Origin of the sequence: Psychrobacter sp. TWP2-1-2, assembly GCF_049896785.1 — a bacterium.
Taxonomy (GTDB): Bacteria; Pseudomonadota; Gammaproteobacteria; order Pseudomonadales; family Moraxellaceae; genus Psychrobacter.
In genome coordinates, this window is record NZ_JAFCVA010000004.1 from 29,591 (window position 1) to 51,810 (window position 22,220).

Here is a 22,220-nt window from a genome sequence, read left to right on the forward strand (position 1 = left end):
TAAGTGCCCGTAGCGCTTAGATACATGGCGATTGGTTATAACCGTTATAACCAATCGCGTATCTTATGCGTAGTAGACCAGAAGGATGCTCTGTATACATGTCTTTTTCAGGACTAGCTAAGCTGAGTTTCAATCCAAGCAGGTAGGGCGTTGATAACTGCGTTACTGTTGGCAGACTTTGGCGCGCCGCCTTGTGCGTAGTCAGGTTTACCACCCCCTTTACCGCCCAGCTCACCTGCCAAATGACGAATGATATCACCAGCTTTTACTTTCGCAGTCACAGACTTAGCGACACTGGCTGCTAGTGCCAACTGATCATCTTTATCACCAATCAATACAATCACGCTATCAGGAAGTTTAGATTTAATATCGTCCATCAGGGTACGGATAGATTTGCCGTCGACACCGCTTAAGGTACTGATAAGCACGGGCGTGCCTGCGATGGTCTGTACTTCATCAAGCAAATTAGCTGCTTGGGCGCTAGCGATTTTTTGCTCTAAACGCTCTAATTGTTTCTCAAGTTCGCGCTGCTTATCCGCCATGGTACGCACGCGCTGTGCCACTTCAGGACGTTTCACTTTTAGCTGACTGGCAAGCTCGCTCAGCTGCTGCTCACTTTGCTGAATGTTTTTAATTGCATTCATGCCAGTGACAGCTTCAATACGGCGGATGCCAGCAGCAATACCTGATTCGCTGGTAATTTTTAGCACACCGATATCACCAGTACGTTTAACGTGCAAACCACCACAAAGCTCAATAGAGAAGGGCTTGCGCTGACCATCGACGATACTGTCAGTGCCCATGGTTAAGACGCGAACGTCACTGCCATATTTTTCGCCAAACAATGCCATTGCACCTTGTTTCATCGCTTCGTCGATAGACATATTCTCGATGCGAGCAGGGGTGTTGGCTTGAATTTGCTCATTGACTAAGCGTTCGATACGCGTAATTTCAGCAGTGCTGACAGGCTGGTCATACGAGAAATCAAAACGTAAGACTTCGCTTGATACTAGCGAGCCTTTTTGTGTGACTTCATTACCCAATACTTCTCTTAATGCGGCATGCAATAGATGCGTGGCAGAGTGGTTTTTGGCACTGGCTGCGCGGATGCTGGACAAGACTTGCGCATCAGCGGTCTGTTTGGTATTAATATCACCCATGGTCACGACACCATAATGGATGATGGCTTGACCAGATTTTTTGGTATCTTGCACTTCAAAAACGCCAGTCGCGGTGCGGATTTCGCCAAGCTCACCAACTTGACCACCACCTTCAGCATAAAACGGTGTACGGTCAAGTACCACGACGCCTTCCATGCCCTCAGCTAAGCTATCGGCTGGATTGCCATCTTGATAAAGTGCATCAATCGTGACGCCTTCTTCTGCAAGCTGCTCATAACCGATAAAGGTGGTTGGGTTCTCTACTTGAATGACGCTGCTATAATCAACGTCGAATTTGCCAGCATCACGAGCACGCTCACGTTGCGCTTGCATATGCTCATCAAATTCAGCTTCATCAATAACAATACCGCGCTCACGAGTGATATCCGCAGTCAAATCGACCGGGAAACCATAAGTATCGTACAGTTTAAATGCGGCTTCCCCAGATAACGTGTCGCCATCTTTTAGACCTTCCAGCTCGCTGGCAAGTAGACGTAAGCCTTGTGCCAAAGTTTTGGCAAACTGTGCTTCTTCCTTTTGAATGGCATTTTCAATCACGCTTTGCTTATCTTTTAGCTCAGGATACGCCGTACCCATTTCAGCAACCAAAGGCGCGACCATTTTATAGAAAAACTCACTGTCAGCACCAAGTTTATTGCCATGACGTACCGCACGACGAATGATACGGCGCAGTACATAACCACGACCTTCGTTGCTTGGAGTAACGCCATCAGCAATCAAAAATGAAACGGCGCGAATATGGTCAGCGATGACTTTTAATGACGATTGTTGCTGGTTTTCAATCTCTAAAATCTCAGCCGCCGCATCCATCAAATGTACAAATAAATCTATCTCGTAGTTGCCATGGACGCCTTGCATGATGGCGCTGATACGCTCAAGTCCCATGCCAGTATCTACGCTTGGCGCTGGTAGCGGTAGCATAGAGCCGTCTTTTTGACGATTAAACTGCATAAAGACGCAGTTCCAAATCTCGATATAACGGTCGCCATCTTCTTCAGGTGTGCCCGGTAGACCGCCTTCGATATCAGCACCATGGTCATAAAAGACTTCGGTACAAGGACCGCAAGGGCCAGTGTCACCCATCGTCCAAAAGTTGTCTGAGGCGTAAGGCGCGCCTTTATTATCGCCAATACGGATAATGCGCTCGCTAGGAATACCGATGTCTTTATGCCAAATATCAAAGGCTTCGTCATCAGTCTCATAAATGGTCACATACAAGCGATTTTTATCGATTGCTAGCCATTCATCTGAGGTCAAAAACTCCCAAATATAGCCAATACCGGCTTGCTTAAAATAATCGCCAAAAGAGAAATTACCGAGCATTTCAAAGAAGGTATGATGGCGCGCCGTGTAGCCAACATTGTCCAAATCATTATGCTTGCCGCCAGCACGAACGCACTTTTGCGACGTCACCGCACGGGTATAATCACGTGGCTCCATACCCAAAAACGTTTCTTTAAATTGATTCATACCGGCATTGGTAAATAGCAATGTCGGGTCATTGTGTGGAATCAAACTCGATGAGGCGACGGGGGTGTGCTGCTTGCTTATGAAAAAATCGATAAAAGCTTGACGAATATCGGCTGAGCGAAATGGCTGGCTCACAGCGGCTCCTTACTGGCGAATAGAATTGAGTAAAATAATTTTGCAAACGATTTTAGCACAAACGCCCAAGCTCTTGGTACAAGAGTTACAACGGCTAGGTTATTCTGCGCATGTAGGTGCCGATGGATTTGTAGCACATCTTAAAGCCAGTTGGTCAAAAAAGCTAATTGGTCAAAATCGCCGCATCAGTCTCGTCCAGTTTATCTTGTATCAATGGATTGGACTCAATGACTTGTACTGGCAAGTAGCGTAGCTGTAGCTTAATGGGTAGATACTCAGGGAAATTCTCTGCCATATCCTGAGTAATGACGGTTTCGATTTGCCGTACATCGTATGAGGTAGGTGTCGTCTCTCCGCGAATGACCGCACGTACGACTTTATTGTCTTCTGAAGTATCAAATTGCGTATTGGTCAGCACGTTGCCTTTATCGATAAAGTAGCTATTGATGGCTTCTTTGACGCTACTCTCAAAAACCTGCTGCTTGGCGTTGGTCTGTAGGTTGATGGTCAAATATGTCCCTAAGCCACCTAACAATAATAACGTCACCGCATTACGGCGTAAAAAGGTCAAATAGGTGCTTGATTTATAATCGTCATCGACCAAACGGCGAAAGCCTAATAACCAAAGTACTAAAGCATTGGTAAACTGGATAGCAATAATATTGGTTAGCGCCAGTAGCAGTGCCCCAAGTCCAAGCTGCGTCTCGCCATTGGCAAATAATATCCCACTCGCGGCAAGAGGTGGCACCAATGCAGTGGCTACCGCCACGCCGACCACTGCCACTGATAGGTGCGGTGAAACCATCGCGTAAGCGCCAGCAGTACCACCCGCTAGAGCAATCATTAAATCCATCGAGGTTGGCTGAGTGCGCGATAATATCTCTGCGGTCAGTGGCTGATCTTTGTGTAACCAGCCGACGATAAAACCAACCAATACCACCAATGATACGCCGACGATAACCGTAATCAGTGATTTACGTAGCAATGGCATACGATGATCAATAATCGCTAACGCTATGCCAGTAATGGGACCTAACATCATGGCAACCAACATGGCACCAATGACGACGGCAGCTGAATTGGTCACCAGTCCATAACTGGCGATGATGGCAGAAAGTATATTCATAATGAAATACATTTTGCTAGGCAGAGCGTTGGCCTCGATTCTGACCCGTACTTCTGGATAGTCTACCTTTTGATTGCTAAATTGCTCGGCAACAAATTGCTTATAAGACTCCAATTTAGCTTCTTTTTTTTCTTTAATCTCGTCTTCTAGTTCTTCCTGATTATCGACTTTATCTTTCACAGTATTTTTTACGATAGTGTCATTATTTTTAGGCGTGTCTGGCTGTTTATCAATTGAGGACGGTTTTGTGTTGTCATTATTTGCTTTGCTTTCTTGCTGATGGCTATCAGAGATAGGATAAGTGCTCTGTGCATCAGCGGGGGCAATACCTTCTACCGTTACCTCAGCGTCAGCATCCTCTTGAGAATTGTACTCTGAAGCGTTATCTTCTTCTTGAGCATGTTCTGCTGATACATTTTCTAGATTTTTATGATTGGGCGCTGTTGTGGATTTTAACGATTCATTGGATAGTGGTGTCTCAAGCCCAGTGATTTCAAGTTTAGTTATTTTAGACTCATTGTTGGGCTTGGCGGTTTCTAATGTTGCCACTACCTCGTCAGCACCAATGGACTTTATCGCTATCGTTGTTTCAGGCGGCTGCGCACAAGCCATATCCTCGCCGCAGTCATTGTCATCATGAGTCTCTGAGCTTTTTGAAGACTCAGTATGTTCGACAGTGCTATCTAGTACAGAGCTACCATCTGCGTCAGCTAGCGCCGTTTTTTTGTCTGGATAATTGGCTGTGCTTGAGTCATCTTTTATAACTGAAGAATCATTAGAGGGTTTGTTTTCAGATGAGGTCATGGCAGATGGCTTTCTTAAAAAGTAAAAGAAAGACATTATTGTAATGATAAAACGAGGACAACGTATGGTTTTTTTACGACTAAATAGAGCGCAGTGTCATTAAATAGTAATACTTAAAATAGTAAAATTATGCATCATTAACTAACGATAATAAAAACCTTAACTTTAACAGGGTTTTTATGCTTAGTCACCTACTATAGCTGGCTCGCAGGTCTATAGGAAATACTTACTTTCTTTGTGGGTTTAGTGTATAAAGGTACTATATCCACAATAAAAATGAGGAATAAGTTATGAACTGGCCATTATTCTCTGTTATATATTCAATCGCAGCAACCGTTACCATTGGCGTTTTTATGATTGGCGCTTTAGTCACAGGTTTTAATGAAATCCCTCATATCCAAATAGCAGTAGCACTAGGCGTTTTGGTGTCTATCCCTGCAGGCATGTTTTTTACCAAAAAAGTTGGTAGCATCACTGGTAATGAAGAAGGCTATAAAGCATAAAAGCGAATAATATTGTCAATTTAAATGAATAAGTCCGATTATCAGCCATAAAAAAAGACCTTGCTATCAAGGTCTTTTTTTTATTCATTATTTATGACTTATCATTTAAGCTCAACGGTTGCGCCATTTTCGATATTGGCATAAACCTCTAACACATCCCAGTTGGTCAAACGCACACAACCTGCAGAGGCTTGGCGACTGATGCCTTCAGGCTTTGGTGAACCATGAATACCATATGAAGGTTTAGACAAGCCCATCCATACGACGCCAACAGGGCTATTTGGTCCTGGTGGTAGCATATGTATTTGTTTGTCTGCGCCTTTACCAACGGTTGCTTTATACCAAGGCATTTTCACCTTGTTAATAATTTTAAACGAACCTTGTGGCGATGGTGTGGCATCGCTACCGATTGTCGTTGGGTAAGTAGCCACCAGCTTCTCCCCGTTATAAGCATATAATGTCTTATCGGCTTTATTGGCAACCACACGGTTAATGCGCTGCTTAAGTGGTGCACGGGTATTTAAAACAGTGATGGTTTCGCCCGCTTTATACTGCTTATTTTTATTCAGCTTATCTAAATAACGCACATCCATATGGAAGCGCTCACCAAACATCTCTTTAATGTCTTGATAGTATAAGCCTTTCATTTTTGACTTGGCTTCTGAACCTGCAGGTGTGCTGGCAAAGTTGGTCTTAATATCATCTTCAGTGATGGTGTAAGTCACGAGCACTGGTTTATTCGCTGGGATATTTTTATTTAACGCATCCCACGTTTTTTGATCCATTTTACCTGTGGCTGGCAAGCCTTTCATGGTTTGGAAGTTGATCAGCGCTTTTTTACTGTTCATGCCCCAGCCGCCATCGATGGCACCAGGAGAAGCATGGTTCCAATCAAGCAGTGCCTGCATTTTGATTGTCATTGCTGAGTTAACTTTCATATTCGGTGTCCATGTGGCACCGTTTACCTGTTTGGCGTAATTCGACAAATTCAGCGTGGTATGTTTTTTACCATTAACATCTTCGATGCTTTTGATAGAAGTATCTGCTGGGCTAGCATCAGATATGGCTGCGGTAGGGGCAGCGACGGCTTGACCTTCACTAATATCGTCAGTGCTATCAGACTGCACATCTTTACGAGCCAGCTCTTCTACCGTCATGTTATCAGCACTGACTGCTTGTTGGGCTGTCTCTACATCGACTTCCTGCTTTTCGTCAATCAGCTGAGTCATACGGTCAGGCGCATTAGGCTTTAAGGCAGGCGTGGCTACGACAGGAGCACGACCATCGATTGAGCTACTGCGATTCTCTTGTACATCAAGGCTAACTTTTTTGGCAATGCTAGGCATTGAGTCAGCGGTTCGTACTGGCAGGGTGCGCGTATTATCAGCAGGTGCGGCAACGGCGCTGACACTGGCAGTAACGAAAGCAATTGATATAGCGGTAATAAGAGGCTTCATTTTCATCATATTGGGATACTTATGGTTATAACTAATGGGGCTATTATGCGCATAATTTGAATGCTTCGCAAACTTTTGACACATCTTTTTTCATTGAAGTCTTGCCAAACGTCAACCGTTGACGTATTCACTACAGTTGGGCAATAACTGAGCGAGGGTATGCATAAGATGATGCGCTATTATTACTTGCAGTCCTCATTATTCACGTTGTTTTTAGAGCCATTTTTATGAATATAAAACTGCAAAAATTGGCGCAACTTAGCGTTTATGTCTATAATGGTGAATAAATTTTTATTCAATAGATCGGCTTTTAATAAAAGGCGTTTTAACCCATCCGCATGTAGTCAGTGAACATGTAATCAGTAAGGTGCGATATGTCAGAAGACCAAACAATGAGCGCAGAAGAGTTTCAAAATCAATACTTCAATGACGATGGTCTAGAGAGTGAAATGGTGTTTGATTTAGAGAGTGGGATTCTGGGTGAAGACGATCAATTTGCCAATTTGCCTGCAGAATTAGAAGAGGCCCGCGAGCAATTGGTCAGTATTCGTGATTTTATTCGCTTTTCGGTCACACAGCTTCGTAATTATGATGTGGTCGTTGCACAAGGCACCACCGATGAGTTTGCTGAAGCATCCGCCATTGTTTTGCATTCTCTGGCTTTAGACTGGTCAGCCAATGAGCAGATTCTCGATTGTCGCTTGACCACCTCAGAGAAGCAGTTGGTACTGAGTTTGTTAGAAGAGCGTATCGCTGAGCGTAAACCATTAAGCTATTTGATTAACTTATCATACTTCTGTGATTTGCCTTTTTATGTCGATGAGCGTGTACTAATTCCAAGATCGCCTATCGCAGAATTGATTCGTCAGCAGTTCCATCCATATTTTGATGTCAATGAGCTTGCCAAGCCACTTGGTAAGAGCGTCAACGAACAAGCTGCTGCATTTTATGATCACGGTTTAGAGGTCAAGCAGCTGTCGCAGCCTGAACGTATTTTAGATTTATGCACTGGTTCTGGTTGTATTGCTATTGCGCTTGCGACGCGTTTCGTTGATGCGCTGGTTGATGCTGTTGATATCGATAAAAGTGCGCTTGAAGTAGCTATGGTTAACGTCGATCATCATGATCTTGGGCATCAGGTTAATGTGATTGAGTCCGATCTGTTTGCTAAGATTCCTGCTGAACACCAGTATGAGCTGATCGTCACCAATCCGCCGTATGTCGATGCGGCTATTATGGCAGAGCTGCCACCTGAATTTTTATATGAGCCAGAGCATGCGCTAGCCGCGGGTCAAGATGGGCTGGATTTGGTGCATCGTATTTTGTTTGAAGCGCCAGATTATCTAAGTCCAGAAGGCTTGCTTGTCTGCGAAGTGGGTGATAGTGAGTGGGCATTAAAGCAAGCCTATCCTGAAATTCAGTTTGACTGGTTGAAATTTGCCCACGGTGGTCACGGTGTCTTTGCGATTACCTATGATGAGCTCATGGCGCATCGTGAGCTTTTCAATGCTTACGTGCAACTGTTAGATAGCATTCAATAGAACTGTCAGGTAATAGAGCTATCGAGTACTAGAACTGTTGAGTAATAGAACCATCGAGATTTACGCGATACTCAAAAATTGACTTCATTTATTTAAGGATAAATATGGCAGGCAATAGCATTGGACAGGTTTTTACGGTCACCACGTGCGGCGAGTCGCATGGTGCAGGTCTCATGGCAATCGTCGATGGCGTGCCACCGGGTTTAGCCTTATCTGCAGATGATTTACAAATAGATTTAGATCGCCGCAAACCGGGCACGTCTAAATACTCCACCCAGCGCCGCGAATCTGATGAAGTTGAGATTATTTCTGGTGTGTTTGAGGGTAAGACGACAGGCACGTCTATTGGTTTGCTGATTCGTAATACCAATCAAAAATCCAAAGACTATGGCGAGATTAAAGACACGTTTCGCCCCGGTCATGCCGACTATACCTATAGCATGAAATATGGCTTTCGTGATTATCGTGGTGGCGGGCGTTCCTCAGCGCGCGAGACGGCGATGCGCGTGGCGGCAGGTGCTATCGCTAAGAAATATCTACAAGAGCGCTTAGGTGTGCAAGTCCGTGGTCACGTCACCCAAATTGGCAATGAGTACAGTAATGTCCTAAACCCAAACCAAATTGATTGGGACTTTGTGAACAGCAATCCGTTTTTTTGCGCCGATGCCGATGCTGTCAGTCGTTTTGAGACCTTGATAGACAGTTTGCGCCGTGAAGGCACTAGCTGCGGGGCACGCCTAGAGATTATCGCTAGCGGTGTGCCAGTCGGACTTGGCGAGCCAGTATTTGATCGTTTGGATGCAGATATTGCCCATGCGATGATGAGCATCAATGCTGTTAAAGGCGTTGAAGTAGGCGATGGCATGGCAGTGGCAGGACAGTTCGGTCATAGCTCTCGTGATGAGCTGACGCCAGACGGTTTCACTGCCAATCATGCTGGTGGTATTTTGGGCGGCATCTCGTCAGGGCAAGACATCCGTGTCAGTATCGCGCTTAAGCCAACCTCTAGTATTACGACGGCTGGCAAGAGTATCAATACACAAGGCGAATCGGTTAATATGCTGACCAAAGGTCGTCATGACCCTTGTGTTGGTGTACGTGCCACGCCTATCGCAGAAGCCATGCTGGCTATCGTCTTGCTCGATCATTATCTTCGTCATCGCGGTCAAAATGCGGATGTTAAGCCGCTAGTAGCATCTATTACTTAGATTGTTTACCGTAAAATTATAAACCCTCTATTATTTCTTGTTAGAAATGATAGAGGGTTTTTTTTGACTGATTTTTTATAAATAATTAACAAGCCAGCAACTTAGTTGATAAGATTTAATCAGTAAATTGAATGAATTTTTAAGCCGCTACTTGATAGTGGTCAATAGCCACACATTGCTGGTGGCGAAATACCAATAGCAGTTGTTGACTGGGAATGGCTAACCAATGCCCAAAAGCGATACTATCAATCCCTTCACCTGACAGCGCTTGTAGGCAAAAATGGCGACTACCGCCTAAACAGTTTTTTATAATTTGGTTTTGTTCAATAGCGTCTTTCATGGCCTTTCTATCCTTAATAGGGGTTACGAATTTGAATAACGCTATCGTAAAATAAGCAGATAGAAAACCTGTGTAGGAATGATGGAAAATTCATGAACTGGCATAGATGTTTATTTTTAAGCCAATGGTAGGGTTAAGCTAACCATGACACCAGAACGCTGATTCTTATCAGTACCAATTTTATCGTTATCATCATGGACGTTATTAATAGTTACCTGACCGCCATGATGCTCAATAACTTGCTTCACAAGAGTTAAACCAAGGCCAGTGCCTTTTTTTAAGGTATTACTTGTGACATTGGGCTGCTGTGCTTGTTTGATTTCTAACTTGGAAGATTTATCTGGTGCATGCTCTGAGGCTTTTTCAGCAGCTTGGCTCTGATGCGATAAGCTAAAATAACGGTCAAACGCTTTATCAACGGCATATTTAGGGAGCAATTTACCATTATTAAAGATATCAATAGTCACAGTTTGCGCTGAACCATGTTGCTCGATGCTGTGCAGATAAATAACGACTGTGCTATCGGCAAAATGAATGGCATTGTCCAATACATTTTGCAGCACTTGTACCAACCAAAACTGGTCAGCGAAAACGCTGGTATTTGCCAAGGCATTTGGTGATAAAGTCGCTGTTTCAGACACTCGTTTATCATCAAGATAGATGTCGATAGGCGCTAGGTGCTGCTGTTGCAATTTAGCGCTGTTGTCTTTTGCAAGAGTTTGCAACAACGGTAGTAGAGGGGTCAGCTGCCGATTCAGCTTAAAAGTCGGTTGCTCAACTTTGGCAAGTAATAGCAGCCGATCAATCAATTGCTGCATTTTGATACTTTGTTCACCAATGGACTGGATGAGCATCTGTTGATCTTCTTTATCGAGCCCGTCGTCTTCTAGCAACTCACTACTGGCACGAATGGCGGTCAAAGGACTTTTGAGCTCATGGGTCAGAGTATGAACATAGTCAGTGACATAGGCGCGATTTTCCAATCGATGTTTCATAGACTCAATGGTATCTGTTAGGCTATTAAGTTCATGACCTAAGTAAAAATAGGGTTTTTTGGTGTCTTCTGCCAGCGCACTGGTATATTGGGTCACAAGGCTGATACTTTGCTTGAGCCACCATGCGACCAGTCCTGCTAATATAAGGGCAGCAATACTCATGAGCAGTGCTGTGATAAGCATGCGATTGCGCGTATCGTCTAAATAAGGCAACACGCTAGCGACAGGTTTGCCTACGCTAATGATACCAATGAGATTGTCAGCGTTATCCTTTATCGGCTGTGCCACATACATCACCGTACCATCTCGCTGATTATGATCTAGCGTTGTACTTCTCGCGCCATACTTACCATTTAATGTTAGATAGACATCATTCCAGCGACTGTAATCTTGTCCTTCATCATTGTCAGGTTTGGGTAGTGAGTCGTATATGACAACGCCTTTATCATCGGTGACATATATCCGAAAGCTGCTAGGGCTTTTATTTTTATATTCTGGATCTGTTGTTTTACTTATCGTGGGCGCACCGATAAATGCCGCATCGAGTTTCGTTTGATACTGCTCATCGTATAGCTGTCCTGAAGATAACGGCATCTGCAAACTTGCTGCCAGCAATTTGCTGGTATCTAACAACGTATCTTCGATGACTTGCTGTGCCGTCGGTTTGACATAACCAAACAGCTGAGTAAATGCGACCACACCGCAGATAATCAGCACTAACGCCAACGCGAGCCAAATCCTAAAAAATATACTTAAATTCAGCAGTCGTTTTGGTTTAGTTGTTTGCTGCGCGGTGCCGATAGGATGCAGTTTTGCATACCAATTACTTTGGCTAGCATGTGTGCTGTTATCAGCCTTATTAATATGAGTATTAGGATGGCTGTTAGCACTATCGTTGGTTTTAGAATTCATATTTTCAGGTATATTATTTGACGTTATAGAATATCGGTTTTAATCAAAATATGGCTATAGGCAGTGCAGCTAGGCGGGACACAAGGCGTAACCCAAGCCGCGATGGGTATGGATAACATCGATGCTGGCATCGACAGTCGCCAGCTGCTTACGAATGGACTTGATATGACTGTCTATGGTTCTCGCCAAGCGATGATCGGGATAGTCGCTCACAGCGCCGAGCAGTTGCTCACGGCTAAAGACTTGATTGGGCGCTTTTAACAGGGTCAATAAGATTTTGCGTTCGGTGTTACTCAGCTCAAGCTTCTGCTCTTGCCACATTAACGAATAATTAAGCGGTTGGTAGTGCCAGATGCCAGACTGACATTCAAAGGTTAACGCCTGCCCCGACATATTGCTAGAAGAATTTTCATTAACGGTATTATCTGCTGCTGTATGATTAGTAGACTGCTGAGACAATAATTGCTCACGTCGCCAAATGGCTTTTAGGCGAGCAACCAACTCGCGCGGGCTAAATGGCTTGGCACAATAGTCATCGCCGCCCATCTCTAAACCCAAAATACGATCGACCTCATCGCTACGAGCCGTCAAGAAGATGATAGGAATGTCTTTTAAGCCGTTAATATCAGGGGTGTGGCGTATCTGTTGACAGAGACTGAGACCATCGCCATCTGGTAACCCAACATCTAAAATAATCGCCGATAGATCTTGCGCTTCAGCACTATTATGTAAATTGCGCAGAAAAGGCAACACGTTACTGGCGTTATCAAGCCAAGTGATTTGCCAGCCTTCACGCTTGCAAGTGACTTTCAGTGACATCGCGATAGCAGGATCGTCTTCTACCAGTAAAATATGGGTCATAAGCTCTATATCGCTATATAAAGAAAAACTATTTAAGATGAAGGGGTTATTAATATCTAATGAGATACGAACATTGAAAAATGAGTGTAGGGCATCATACAGTAGTAGCTAGAGTGCTATCTAAGTTGACGAATTTATCGTAGCACAAAAGTCGCACTCGCTTTTGCTATCAGGCCTTAAAAGATGTGAAAAGTTGATGGAAATTGGCATTATTAGCGAAGACTTTTTTGACTGGCGGTTTTGATGAAAGGCTGTAAAATAATCAGTATTATTATAAAAAATATTGAAATATAGTGCGAATGTCAGTTTTACTAAAAATAAGTTTGATGTACCTACCATTTTTATTTAAAGGAATTTAAAAATATGAGTGACTATTTAGATGCGGTCATCGTTGAGCATAATCCAACGCAAAAAAAGATAGACAGAGCCGTTATTTGGCTACATGGTTTGGGTGCGAGTGGTCATGATTTTGAGCCAGTGGTACCACAGCTCGGTTTAGCGGATAATATGGCAGTGCGTTTTATTTTTCCACATGCACCAAAGCGCCCAGTGACTGTGAATGGTGGTATGGTCATGCCAGCATGGTACGACATCTTAGAGATGAGCCTAGAGCGTAAAGTTGATGTCGCTCAGATTGAAGAGTCTGCGCAGCAAATCCGTGATTTGATCAGCCGTGAGATAGAGCGTGGTGTTAAGCCTGAACACATTGTAATCGCAGGATTTTCGCAAGGTGGGGCAGTGGCATATCATGTGGCACTTGGCTACCCGCAGCGTTTAGCTGGCTTGATGACACTCTCTACTTATCTAGCGACTAATGATAATATTAGCTATAGCGCTGCTAATAAAGACATGCCAGTATTGATTGAGCATGGTACGCATGATCCAGTTGTTCCTGTAATTTTGGGCGAGCAGGCACAGCAGTTATTATCCGCTAAAGGCTATAATGTTGCTTATCATACTTATCCGATGGCACATCAAGTTTGCATGCCGCAGATTCAAAATATCGGTAAATGGCTAAATAAAGTACTGGCTTAGAGAGTGCAGCTGTAACGTAATGTAATATAGATATTATATATGTTGAAAGTCGACCTATAAGTCCTATATAATAGATAACCTTATTGGGGATGTTCTGGCTTCGACGCTGGTAATGAAACTCAATGATGCATGTCGAGAGTATATGTCCTCTCGTTAATCAAACATATATTGTTATAGTCGCAAACGACGAAAATTACGCTCTAGCAGCTTAAACCCTGTTTACATGGTTTAAACCTGTTTACTTAGTTGCTGATCACCTACAGTTGGTCAACTAAGTTGAAGCGTCCGCATGTAGGCTCGCCACAAGTGATTGTCTCAATTGCTTGGGTTCAAAAGTAGAGAATCGTCCAATCCATCCTGACTGCCGGATCGGTGCGGATTAAATTTAAAGACAGAAACTAAACATGTAGATTCATGAGCGTAATGCTGGCGGACGCGGGTTCAACTCCCGCCATCTCCACCAAACAACGATAAAGGGCTGACCGTCATAGACTGTTAGCCCTTTATTTTGGGCGTTTTTCAAGGATTAAGGGTTATATAGGGGTATGGCGTCCCATATAGAATGTTGGTATTATTGTTGGTATTAGAGTTTATACACGCGCTCAATACCAACAAAGGATAGTCCAATGCCCTTAACTCATACCGTTATCAATAAGCTACAGCCCAGTAGCACCTCGATTGATACAAAGCGACCTGACAAACACAGTGATGGTAACGGGCTGCAATTATGGGTGCGTTATACGGGCGTTAAGTCATGGATCAGCGCCTACCGCTGGCAAGGTAAGCAGCAAACCCTGACTATTGGCACTTATCCAGTCATGAGCCTACAAAATGCACGCCAGCGCAATATTGAGATCAAACGCTTAATAGCTGATGGTGTGAACCCCAAAGATCATAAGAAAGAACAGCAAGCCAGCCAAGATGGTTTAAATGTTTTCGATAACATAGCCCAGTCATGGTATAGCGAGCGTAAAACCTACCTAGCAGAAAGCACCTTTTCCCGTAACTATTCCGCTTATATGCGCGATGTTAAGCCCTCTATTGGTCAAAAGAACATAAACGACATTACCGCACCTGACATATTGGCTATTGGTAAAGCAGTAGAGAGTCGCGGCGCTAATGAAATGGCAAGGCGTACCATTAGAGAAGTAGGGCAGATATTCAAACACGCCATACGCAATGGACTAGCCACACACAACCCAGCCACCGACCTAGCCGAAGCGATCAAGCCACACAAAACCGTCAATCATAGCCGTATCACTATCCAGCAATTACCTAAGCTACTCAAAGACATTGATGCTTATCAAGGTGATGTATTGGTGAAACTAGGCTTATGGTTTTTATGCTATACGTTTGTACGCACTAATGAATTGCGCTTTATGGAATGGCAGGACATAGATTTTAATCGCGGCTTATGGACTGTCCCAGCTGAAAAGATGAAAGCTAGGCGCTTGCATATCGTGCCACTAGCACCGCAAGCAGTAGCGATATTAAAGCAGATCAAAGAGCTAGGCTTTTCGGATCAGTATGTTTTCTTTAATACCTCAACCCGTAAGCCGTACAGTCAAAGCGCATTTATTAATGCCCTATGGAATATGGGTTATAAAGGCAAGATGACAGGGCACGGGTTTAGAGGGCTTGCCAGTACCACACTGCATGAAAAAGAGTTTATGCACGAAGCTATAGAGCTACAGCTGGCACATGATAGAGAAAACAAGATCAGTGCAGCTTATAACGGGGCGCAGCACTTACCATATAGAATAGACATGATGCACCAATGGGCAAACTTCATTGATGATGCTTATGCTGGCAAATTGGATAACGTCATACATACCAACTTTAGACAACAAAAACAAAAGCATGGCTAACATCATGCTGTAACGACTATGCAAGGCTAGGACTAATTACCCGAACGACAGCTATTCACACCCTTATGCTGTCACTGCCTTGCACCTACTTTGATTTAAGGGTGTAGGGGTGTGTGTTATGGACTTATTAGATGCAGAATTTAGCAAAGTAATACAATACGCTGAAAAAAACACTCATAATATTTTGAGTGTAGATGAAAGATTAGATTTCTATTTAAGAGCACTTGAGGTTAGTACTAAAATTAATATTATGGGAATATCCCAAATATCTACAGGCTATCCAAATGAAATAGCCACCTTATTAGCAAAAGCGTTACAGGTAGAAGCAGCGATATTTTATACTTGTATAGCGCATGATTACGGGTTCACATACTCTCAACCACGATTGTTAGGTTTTAGTGAAGCAAGATTGTTTGTCACAAGGTTTTTTATAGAGAACTACAAAACAATGGATAGGGTTTCACTAGGTGAACAGCTATATTTTATCAATCAAGATAAGGGTTTTTTAGCAGTTTTAGCCGAAAATAAAAACACTAACTTTCACCCTGTTATTATATTCAAAGCCTTATACACCTCGATATTAGCCCAGCTTTATACCTTAGCTGAAAGGGAAGATGATGCTCTTAGTAGCTTGATGAATGCTTCATATTTTTATGGTGCAGAAATACAATTTAGTGCGCCAGTGACAGAACAGCAAGCACAGAGCTTGATTGAAATTGATATTAGTAAACGAGTACAAAAAGCCAATGAAGCAAGGTGGCAAGGTCATGTAGAGCAGCAAAGGCGAAAATATTTAGAGTTGGATAAACAGCGCCAAAGTGATTTAGGTAAAAAACTAACTATTAAGTCTGTAGCAACATGGATATATGAGCATCATAATCAGAACAATTTAGAGTATGAAACTATTAGAGATCACCTTAGCAAAGCACGTAAAGGAGAGTTTACTAACAATTAAAATGTAGTTTGCATTGCATACACTACTATTTGCATCGCAGCCATTACCGTTTACGCTGTATAGATATTCCCTGTCAATTACCCAGCCCGTAAAGTAGCAACCACTGGACGTTACATACCGTAGCGTCATTTAGTGGAGCTACACACATGGACAAGCAACAAGCCACCCAAAACACGCCAGTTATTCCCTTTACTGGTGACACCTCAAACGACACCGAACCAACCACCGCAAATAGTCCAGCTATGCAACTGCCTACTACAGGCATGGGCAGAGCAAAGGATATTTTGCCGTTTCTACCTTTTAGCAAGACCACTTTGTTTGAATGGAGTAAGGACGGGAGGTTTCCAGCTGGCAGAAAGCTATCACCTACTATGACAGCGTGGAGCTATGCAGACATTCACGAATGGCTTAATTCTCACACCTCAACCACTAGCGAGGTGTAACCCATGAATACACGGCAACCAAAAAAGAGCTATAAGCAGATTATCCATAATCACCTACTGGCAGGTAATAGCCTATCCACTTATGAAGCCTTTGATCTATGGCAAATCACATGCTTTTTACAGCGGATCAGTGAGCTAAGAGCGCAAGGCGTAGTAATTCAAGATAAGACCGTAAAACGCAACGGTAAGACGTTTAAACAATATTGGATAGACACGCCAGCCGATGGCAACCATGACGCTACAGGGGTGCAATTATGAGCCAATCAAACGACAGGCTATTACAGATAGCGGACATGCTCGAGCATATCAACGAGCAGCTAGTCTTATTAGCGATTGACACCGAACATTACGCAATGGCATTGCAAGCCGTGCAGACAGACGACCCAATATCTAAAGGCGTTATTCAAGCCGTCATTGCTGCATTGTTTAGGGACTCATTGTTTGCCACTGATGCAAGCGAACAGATGGACAGCGTTCTATCAATGCCTGAAATGGAGGTAACGCGCTATGAGTGATAAACATACCAAAACCAATCTAAAAGCCCGTGACGGGGCACACAATCGCAATGAGCCACATAAACGAGGCTTACTACTTAGCTTTATCATATTCATGGCATGGGTTGCTGGTATTGGCTTAGCACTATCATTAATCGCGTGCCAGCCAGTCGATGCAAAACAGATTGCAACCAATACCAACAATGGTTACTATATAGACCTCTCAAAAAACGTTAGCGGACAAGCCAGCCGTTACTCATTGGCTTTTTTTGTGCCTGATAATAGCGCAGCCTCTCAAGCTGTCACTATCTATTCAAGCATAGCCCCACAAGCGCATTTAAGCGCATCAAGGGGGCAAACCATCATATCTATAGCAAGTCACTTGCTAACCGACTATGACGGGTTGACGCTGCAAAATAAAAGAGCCGTAAGGCGAATATGCAGGGCGGTTACTAACGTTACCGAGAGTAAGACCCGTCACCCTATACTTTTACCGTATAGCGTGGCATTAACTCAAAAAACGTTAGGAGGCTATCATGCCTAAATCAATCCGTACGACCTCAAACACTCAAACCACTGCCAATAACACACCAGCGCATCAAGCCCTTAACGGCTTGCATGATGACGGCTTGTCTATTGTCCTAAACAAACAATGCAAGGTCATCGACTTAACCAGTCCTAATGATAACGAAGTGATTTTAATACCGTCACGCATGCTATCGGATATTGCTTGTGATATTGATGGGGCTGCTACTGCCTTATATGATGTTGGACAGCTATTAGCACTCATGCACTATGACAAGATAGAAGCGCATACAGTGCCAGCATTGGCACGCCTAGCACATGATGCCACCGACACATGGGCAAGCCTACTATATGAGAAATTAGAGGGCATTAACGACACCCTAGCAATGACAGGTTACGGCAAGGAGGGCAGCCAATGAAACGCTACCCACCAAAGCAAAGCCGTAAGCACGCCAAGCGCAAAAGCTACTACAAAAAGTATAGAGCAGCGCGTAAGCCGAACCAGTCACAAGCAAGGGGGAATAAATGACCACCACACTACAAACCACCAGCCATGAAAAAGCCCATGCGGACAACATGGGCGCTGATAATATCTTACAAGGTTGCAAACCACCTACAGATGAACAGCTGGCAGGCTGTCCTTTTTTAATCAAACTCAAGGACATGTTAGAACCTGAACGACTGCTATTTTCTACAGACGACACTACTATATATTATGGTGATGATGTTGGCAAAACCGAAGCCACCGCTGACACGATAGCTATAGCAATCACCGATAGGCAAAAGCAACCCGTAGGCGCAGTATTCTACACACCAAACAGCAAAGCAAAGCCCATTGTTATTGATCCTACAGGGTATGGCGCTATCGTCATTGGTGAGGTAAACAAAGCCAATGAGATAATTGCTTTTGATGATGCAGAATATGGCATTGATGCTTATCAATGTATGGCAGACGACAAAACAACCTTTATTATTAGCCCTCAAAAGACAAAGCAATCCTTTAAAAAGATGGTGCAGCATTGGAGTAGCGGATCACTGCTAACCGTACCAATGACCATAGATAACAAAGGCATGATAAATCTATTGGCAGGCGTGAATGCTAGGGCATTGGTTACCATAGCTGATATTCTCACAATGCTACATGCTAACCATAGTTATGAGGCAATACTGGCAGCTGATGAAACTCAAATCATTAACCTAAAAGACACCGCTTACTATCCTGAATGGCGCGATGATCCACAGCTGAATGAACCGATGATTTATGCTGATGGGCGTTTTGAGCTATACCATGATGGACTGTTTTTTGTGAAATATAACGATGACGACCCAGCAAACATAACCTTTAAGTTTAAGGCGTTTGTTTGTTCACCGATTGAGGTTATCGCAAAGACTAGGGACACAAGCAGCGGTACATGGGGGCGGTTATTGCAATGGCGTGATGATGACAGCGAGCTACACACATGGTCAATGCCACTTGCTTTATTACAAGGTGATGCAAGGGAATACCGCAAGGAGCTAGCCAGTCAAGGATTGAACATTACCACCAACCCCAAACAGCGCAGTTACTTAGACACCTATATTCAAAACTACCCTATTCATAAACGGGCGTTATGCGTAGATAGGCTGGGCTGGCATGAGGCACAATATATATTGCCTGATGGCGCAATAGGCAGCGATGGTAGGCAGTTAATCGTCTATCAGTCTGCCCATGCAATCAACAGCACCATAGCCCAGCAAGGCACACTAGAACAATGGCGTGATGAGCTATGCAAACCACTAGCAGATCAAAGCCGTTTTGTTTTCTCTATTGCTTGCGCGTTTGCTGGTCAATTACTTGAACTGTTAGATGATGATGGGGGCGGCTTTCACCTTTTAGGATCATCAAGCATGGGTAAGTCATTATCACTTAAAACAGCGTCTAGCGTATGGGGCAAGCCTGACAGCTATACTAAGACATGGCGCAGCACTGATAACGCCTTAGAGGGCACAGCAAGCGAGCATAACGACAGCTTTTTACCACTTGATGAAATCAGCGAATGTGATCCACGGATAGTAGGTAACAGCGTTTACATGCTGGCTAATGGCAAAGGCAAAGGACGTAGCACCACCACAGGACATAATCGCACTGCTAAGACATGGCGCATTATTTTCCTATCTAATGGTGAAGAGTCACTACAGAACTTTATGGCGCAAGCAGGACAAAAAACCAATGCAGGTATTGAGGTTCGAGTAGCGCATATTGATGCTGATGCTGGTCAAGGTTTAAAGACGTTTGATAGTTTGGTACTGGCAGACACAGGCGCAGCACAAGCCGATAAGATCAAGGAGTTATCACACACTTACTATGGTGCAGCTGGTATCGCATGGCTAGAACATATCACCAATGACAAAGCAGCGACCACAGCCACCGCTAGGCAGCTTGTAAGTGACTTTATGAGCAACTACAGCGACCTTGCACCACAAGCGCATAGAGTGGCTAAAAGGTTCGCTATTGTGGCTGCTGCTGGTGAGATGGCAACACTGGCAGGTATTACAGGCTGGCAAGCAGGACAAGCAACCACAGCCGTTATGACATGCTTAGATAATTGGCTTGATAACTATGGGCGTGATGGTGAGCATGAGCAGCGCCAAATCATTAAACATATTCAAGCATTTATTGAATTGCATGGTAGTAGTCGCTTTCAACCATGCGAAAAGTCTTTTTATACTGACAATGAGCAAAAAGTAACTAACCGTGTTGGCTATCGTAAGCAAGGCAGCAATGATTACTACTTTTATATCAATGCGTTTGAAAAAGAGGTATGCACACCGTATGAGCTTAAAAAGGTAACGCAAGTATTAGATGATGCTGATCTGCTAGTTACCAATGAAACCAACAAAAAGACGTTTAGAGTCCCAGCACCAACAGCAAAGAACCCTAAAGCCCGTACGCGTGTTTATGCCATCAAAAGTGACATACTAAGTTATGAAACTGATAAAAGCGTAGGGACAGCGCGGACACAGCGGACACACCATATAGGGCAAGGGTTAGAGGCTGTCCACAGCCAAAGGGACACACGCGGACACAGCGGACACAGTGAGCCACAAGTAGATGAACTGTCCGCCTACCCAAAAACACGGGGGACAGCTGCAAACCCAGTAACCACGGGCAATGTCCCCTTGTCCGCCTTGTCCGCCACTAAAAAGCAAGGTACAGCAAAACAGAGTGTAATTGATCCTAATAATGAAATACCACCGTTTGGCAGTGAAATAGATTATTCATAATTCATTAATGATTTAACAAAGGGTAGGCGTTTATCGTCTGCCTTTTTTTATGGACTGCAAAAACCTAAGGGAAACCTAAGGTTAGGCGCTCAATACTCACTTGCAAATCACGGGCAGCATGTTGTCATTTGTTTACATTCAAACCAGTTTGACGACTGCCAGCATGTTAATAAATGTTAAGGTTTAAAACTGAATAAGTGGCACTCAATGGACAGACCAAGCCCTTTTTATAGTGTAAAGAAACTAAGGAAACCCTAAGGTTTTAGATAAGTCCAGTTTTGGACGTATCGCATTCAAAGGGTAGTTTCTTAACAAGTACGAGCATGAGAAAAACGGTAAGGTTACGGTTAGTTTTCGGACACGTTAGAACCTCACATTCATTTCATTACTGGCAGCACCTACCACCCCATGATTGCCACAAGGTTAGAACCGTATAAAACCGTACATTCAAAACCGATTAATACAGCCACCGACTTGACAGAACTTAACATTTTGCACAGCCCAAAACCTGATAAAACCTTACATTCAAAACCAAATCACACGCCGCCCCAATATGACAAAACTTGACATTTTGCAAGGCAGCCACCCATCATTGCTAGTATCACAAAGCCATACAGCATAAGGACTTAGCTAATTAACGGACAAGTATCGCGCGCGCACGCGAGGCAAGCAACAATGACAGAGGTTTTCATACATTATAAAAAGGAGTTCTTCGAGTCCACAAAGGGGTATTTTTCGGACTGTTTTAAAAGGACTGGGGTAATTTTCGGACATCGTAGAGGGTAGTTTTTGGAGTCCATAAAAAGGGACTGTTTTCGGACTGTTCTAAATCGACTAAGGGTAATTTTGCGAGTCCATAAAAGGGACTTTATGCACAGGTATCGTAAGGGACTTTTCGGACACCGTAAGAGGGCTAAAAATGTATTGTTGGACACGTTAGGGCTAGTTTATGGAACAGTACGCGCACGGGGCATATTTTGCCCATGATTGGTAGTTTCTTAACAGGTATCGAGGGGCTGCATAAGGGACTTTTTGGACAAGTATCGTAGGCGCATGATTTACAGCGGTCAGTAGTAGGTTAAAGTCATGTTAAAAAATCAAAG

At 43.7% G+C, this 22,220-nt stretch carries 18 protein-coding genes and 1 other RNA gene; 13 read left to right on the forward strand and 6 right to left on the reverse strand.

Annotation, left to right across the window (positions count from 1 at the left end; all coding sequences use genetic code 11):
- Positions 1–113 precede the first annotated feature (113 nt).
- Together alaS and ACP7AE_RS05065 are read right to left on the reverse strand one after the other, a co-directional pair.
- Positions 114–2,786 (reverse strand): alanine--tRNA ligase, encoded by a 2,673-nt coding sequence (gene alaS, locus ACP7AE_RS05060; RefSeq protein ID WP_426241728.1) that lies wholly within the window; start codon positions 2,784–2,786, stop codon positions 114–116.
- A gap of 163 nt (positions 2,787–2,949) precedes the next feature.
- Positions 2,950–4,716, reverse strand: a complete 1,767-nt coding sequence (locus tag ACP7AE_RS05065; protein ID WP_227676234.1) for a DUF389 domain-containing protein — start codon at positions 4,714–4,716, stop codon at positions 2,950–2,952.
- Between the two features lie 290 nt (positions 4,717–5,006).
- On the opposite strand from ACP7AE_RS05065, the gene ACP7AE_RS05070 reads away from it, so the two are divergent.
- On the forward strand, positions 5,007–5,219 hold the full coding sequence (locus tag ACP7AE_RS05070) for a hypothetical protein (protein WP_087814154.1): 213 nt from the start codon (positions 5,007–5,009) through the stop codon (positions 5,217–5,219).
- A gap of 101 nt (positions 5,220–5,320) precedes the next feature.
- Here ACP7AE_RS05070 and ACP7AE_RS05075 read toward each other — a convergent pair whose 3' ends face one another.
- On the reverse strand, positions 5,321–6,760 hold the full coding sequence (locus ACP7AE_RS05075) for a L,D-transpeptidase family protein (RefSeq protein WP_426241730.1): 1,440 nt from the start codon (positions 6,758–6,760) through the stop codon (positions 5,321–5,323).
- A gap of 290 nt (positions 6,761–7,050) precedes the next feature.
- Here ACP7AE_RS05075 and prmB point away from each other — a divergent pair, with 290 nt between their 5' ends.
- Positions 7,051–8,217: a 50S ribosomal protein L3 N(5)-glutamine methyltransferase gene (prmB, locus tag ACP7AE_RS05080; RefSeq protein ID WP_045451878.1), complete on the forward strand. Its 1,167-nt coding sequence runs from the start codon at positions 7,051–7,053 to the stop codon at positions 8,215–8,217.
- Between the two features lie 104 nt (positions 8,218–8,321).
- Positions 8,322–9,425 carry a chorismate synthase gene (gene aroC, locus ACP7AE_RS05085; RefSeq protein ID WP_426241733.1) on the forward strand — a complete coding sequence of 368 codons (1,104 nt, stop codon included), beginning with the start codon at positions 8,322–8,324 and terminating at the stop codon, positions 9,423–9,425.
- Between the two features lie 139 nt (positions 9,426–9,564).
- Here aroC and ACP7AE_RS05090 read toward each other — a convergent pair whose 3' ends face one another.
- The 3 genes from ACP7AE_RS05090 to ACP7AE_RS05100 all read right to left on the reverse strand — a co-directional run bounded on the left by ACP7AE_RS05090 (position 9,565) and on the right by ACP7AE_RS05100 (position 12,533).
- Positions 9,565–9,765: a hypothetical protein gene (locus ACP7AE_RS05090; protein ID WP_055124390.1), complete on the reverse strand. Its 201-nt coding sequence runs from the start codon at positions 9,763–9,765 to the stop codon at positions 9,565–9,567.
- A 116-nt stretch (positions 9,766–9,881) separates the two neighbouring features.
- Complete coding sequence (gene creC / locus ACP7AE_RS05095; RefSeq protein WP_426241735.1) at positions 9,882–11,672, reverse strand: two-component system sensor histidine kinase CreC; 1,791 nt, start codon at positions 11,670–11,672, stop codon at positions 9,882–9,884.
- A 69-nt stretch (positions 11,673–11,741) separates the two neighbouring features.
- Positions 11,742–12,533, reverse strand: a complete 792-nt coding sequence (locus ACP7AE_RS05100) for a response regulator (protein ID WP_426241737.1) — start codon at positions 12,531–12,533, stop codon at positions 11,742–11,744.
- Positions 12,534–12,896: 363 nt separating this feature from the next.
- On the opposite strand from ACP7AE_RS05100, the gene ACP7AE_RS05105 reads away from it, so the two are divergent.
- The 10 genes from ACP7AE_RS05105 (at position 12,897) to ACP7AE_RS05150 (ending at position 21,117) form a co-directional block, all read left to right on the forward strand.
- A complete protein-coding gene (locus ACP7AE_RS05105) occupies positions 12,897–13,568 on the forward strand; it encodes an alpha/beta hydrolase (RefSeq protein ID WP_426138142.1) in 672 nt (223 codons plus the stop codon).
- An 85-nt stretch (positions 13,569–13,653) separates the two neighbouring features.
- Positions 13,654–14,031: a transfer-messenger RNA gene (gene ssrA / locus ACP7AE_RS05110) on the forward strand.
- A gap of 163 nt (positions 14,032–14,194) precedes the next feature.
- Positions 14,195–15,436 (forward strand): tyrosine-type recombinase/integrase, encoded by a 1,242-nt coding sequence (locus ACP7AE_RS05115; RefSeq protein ID WP_426241739.1) that lies wholly within the window; start codon positions 14,195–14,197, stop codon positions 15,434–15,436.
- A gap of 118 nt (positions 15,437–15,554) precedes the next feature.
- Positions 15,555–16,391, forward strand: a complete 837-nt coding sequence (locus ACP7AE_RS05120; RefSeq protein ID WP_201553618.1) for a hypothetical protein — start codon at positions 15,555–15,557, stop codon at positions 16,389–16,391.
- 146 nt (positions 16,392–16,537) lie between these two features.
- Entirely contained in the window at positions 16,538–16,834 is a 297-nt protein-coding gene (locus tag ACP7AE_RS05125; RefSeq protein WP_227694068.1) for a helix-turn-helix transcriptional regulator, read from the forward strand.
- Positions 16,835–16,837: 3 nt separating this feature from the next.
- Positions 16,838–17,092, forward strand: coding sequence for a helix-turn-helix domain-containing protein (locus tag ACP7AE_RS05130; protein ID WP_201553619.1), 255 nt, complete (start codon positions 16,838–16,840; stop codon positions 17,090–17,092).
- Positions 17,089–17,349 (forward strand): hypothetical protein, encoded by a 261-nt coding sequence (locus tag ACP7AE_RS05135; protein ID WP_201553620.1) that lies wholly within the window; start codon positions 17,089–17,091, stop codon positions 17,347–17,349. Before ACP7AE_RS05130 ends, ACP7AE_RS05135 begins: the two co-directional genes overlap by 4 nt.
- On the forward strand, positions 17,342–17,872 hold the full coding sequence (locus ACP7AE_RS05140; RefSeq protein WP_201553621.1) for a hypothetical protein: 531 nt from the start codon (positions 17,342–17,344) through the stop codon (positions 17,870–17,872). Before ACP7AE_RS05135 ends, ACP7AE_RS05140 begins: the two co-directional genes overlap by 8 nt.
- The gene (locus ACP7AE_RS05145; protein WP_426241743.1) at positions 17,865–18,272 is read left to right on the forward strand and encodes a hypothetical protein; all 408 of its coding nucleotides are present in this window, start codon (positions 17,865–17,867) and stop codon (positions 18,270–18,272) included. The genes ACP7AE_RS05140 and ACP7AE_RS05145 overlap by 8 nt, the downstream gene beginning before the upstream one ends.
- Positions 18,273–18,378: 106 nt before the next feature.
- Positions 18,379–21,117: a DUF927 domain-containing protein gene (locus ACP7AE_RS05150; RefSeq protein ID WP_426241745.1), complete on the forward strand. Its 2,739-nt coding sequence runs from the start codon at positions 18,379–18,381 to the stop codon at positions 21,115–21,117.
- Positions 21,118–22,220: the final 1,103 nt, after the last annotated feature.

What these genes read in the sequence shown, in the direction of transcription:
- ACP7AE_RS05065 (WP_227676234.1), bottom strand. Translation starts at nt 4,716, where the DNA reads ATGACCTCATCTGAAAACAAACCCTCTAATGATTCTTCAGTTATAAAA.
- ACP7AE_RS05070 (WP_087814154.1), top strand. Translation starts at nt 5,007, where the DNA reads ATGAACTGGCCATTATTCTCTGTTATATATTCAATCGCAGCAACCGTT.
- ACP7AE_RS05075 (WP_426241730.1), bottom strand. Translation starts at nt 6,760, where the DNA reads ATGTGTCAAAAGTTTGCGAAGCATTCAAATTATGCGCATAATAGCCCC.
- prmB (WP_045451878.1), top strand. Translation starts at nt 7,051, where the DNA reads ATGTCAGAAGACCAAACAATGAGCGCAGAAGAGTTTCAAAATCAATAC.
- aroC (WP_426241733.1), top strand. Translation starts at nt 8,322, where the DNA reads ATGGCAGGCAATAGCATTGGACAGGTTTTTACGGTCACCACGTGCGGC.
- ACP7AE_RS05090 (WP_055124390.1), bottom strand. Translation starts at nt 9,765, where the DNA reads ATGAAAGACGCTATTGAACAAAACCAAATTATAAAAAACTGTTTAGGC.
- creC (WP_426241735.1), bottom strand. Translation starts at nt 11,672, where the DNA reads ATGAATTCTAAAACCAACGATAGTGCTAACAGCCATCCTAATACTCAT.
- ACP7AE_RS05100 (WP_426241737.1), bottom strand. Translation starts at nt 12,533, where the DNA reads ATGACCCATATTTTACTGGTAGAAGACGATCCTGCTATCGCGATGTCA.
- ACP7AE_RS05105 (WP_426138142.1), top strand. Translation starts at nt 12,897, where the DNA reads ATGAGTGACTATTTAGATGCGGTCATCGTTGAGCATAATCCAACGCAA.
- ACP7AE_RS05115 (WP_426241739.1), top strand. Translation starts at nt 14,195, where the DNA reads ATGCCCTTAACTCATACCGTTATCAATAAGCTACAGCCCAGTAGCACC.
- ACP7AE_RS05120 (WP_201553618.1), top strand. Translation starts at nt 15,555, where the DNA reads ATGGACTTATTAGATGCAGAATTTAGCAAAGTAATACAATACGCTGAA.
- ACP7AE_RS05125 (WP_227694068.1), top strand. Translation starts at nt 16,538, where the DNA reads ATGGACAAGCAACAAGCCACCCAAAACACGCCAGTTATTCCCTTTACT.
- ACP7AE_RS05130 (WP_201553619.1), top strand. Translation starts at nt 16,838, where the DNA reads ATGAATACACGGCAACCAAAAAAGAGCTATAAGCAGATTATCCATAAT.
- ACP7AE_RS05135 (WP_201553620.1), top strand. Translation starts at nt 17,089, where the DNA reads ATGAGCCAATCAAACGACAGGCTATTACAGATAGCGGACATGCTCGAG.
- ACP7AE_RS05140 (WP_201553621.1), top strand. Translation starts at nt 17,342, where the DNA reads ATGAGTGATAAACATACCAAAACCAATCTAAAAGCCCGTGACGGGGCA.
- ACP7AE_RS05145 (WP_426241743.1), top strand. Translation starts at nt 17,865, where the DNA reads ATGCCTAAATCAATCCGTACGACCTCAAACACTCAAACCACTGCCAAT.
- ACP7AE_RS05150 (WP_426241745.1), top strand. Translation starts at nt 18,379, where the DNA reads ATGACCACCACACTACAAACCACCAGCCATGAAAAAGCCCATGCGGAC.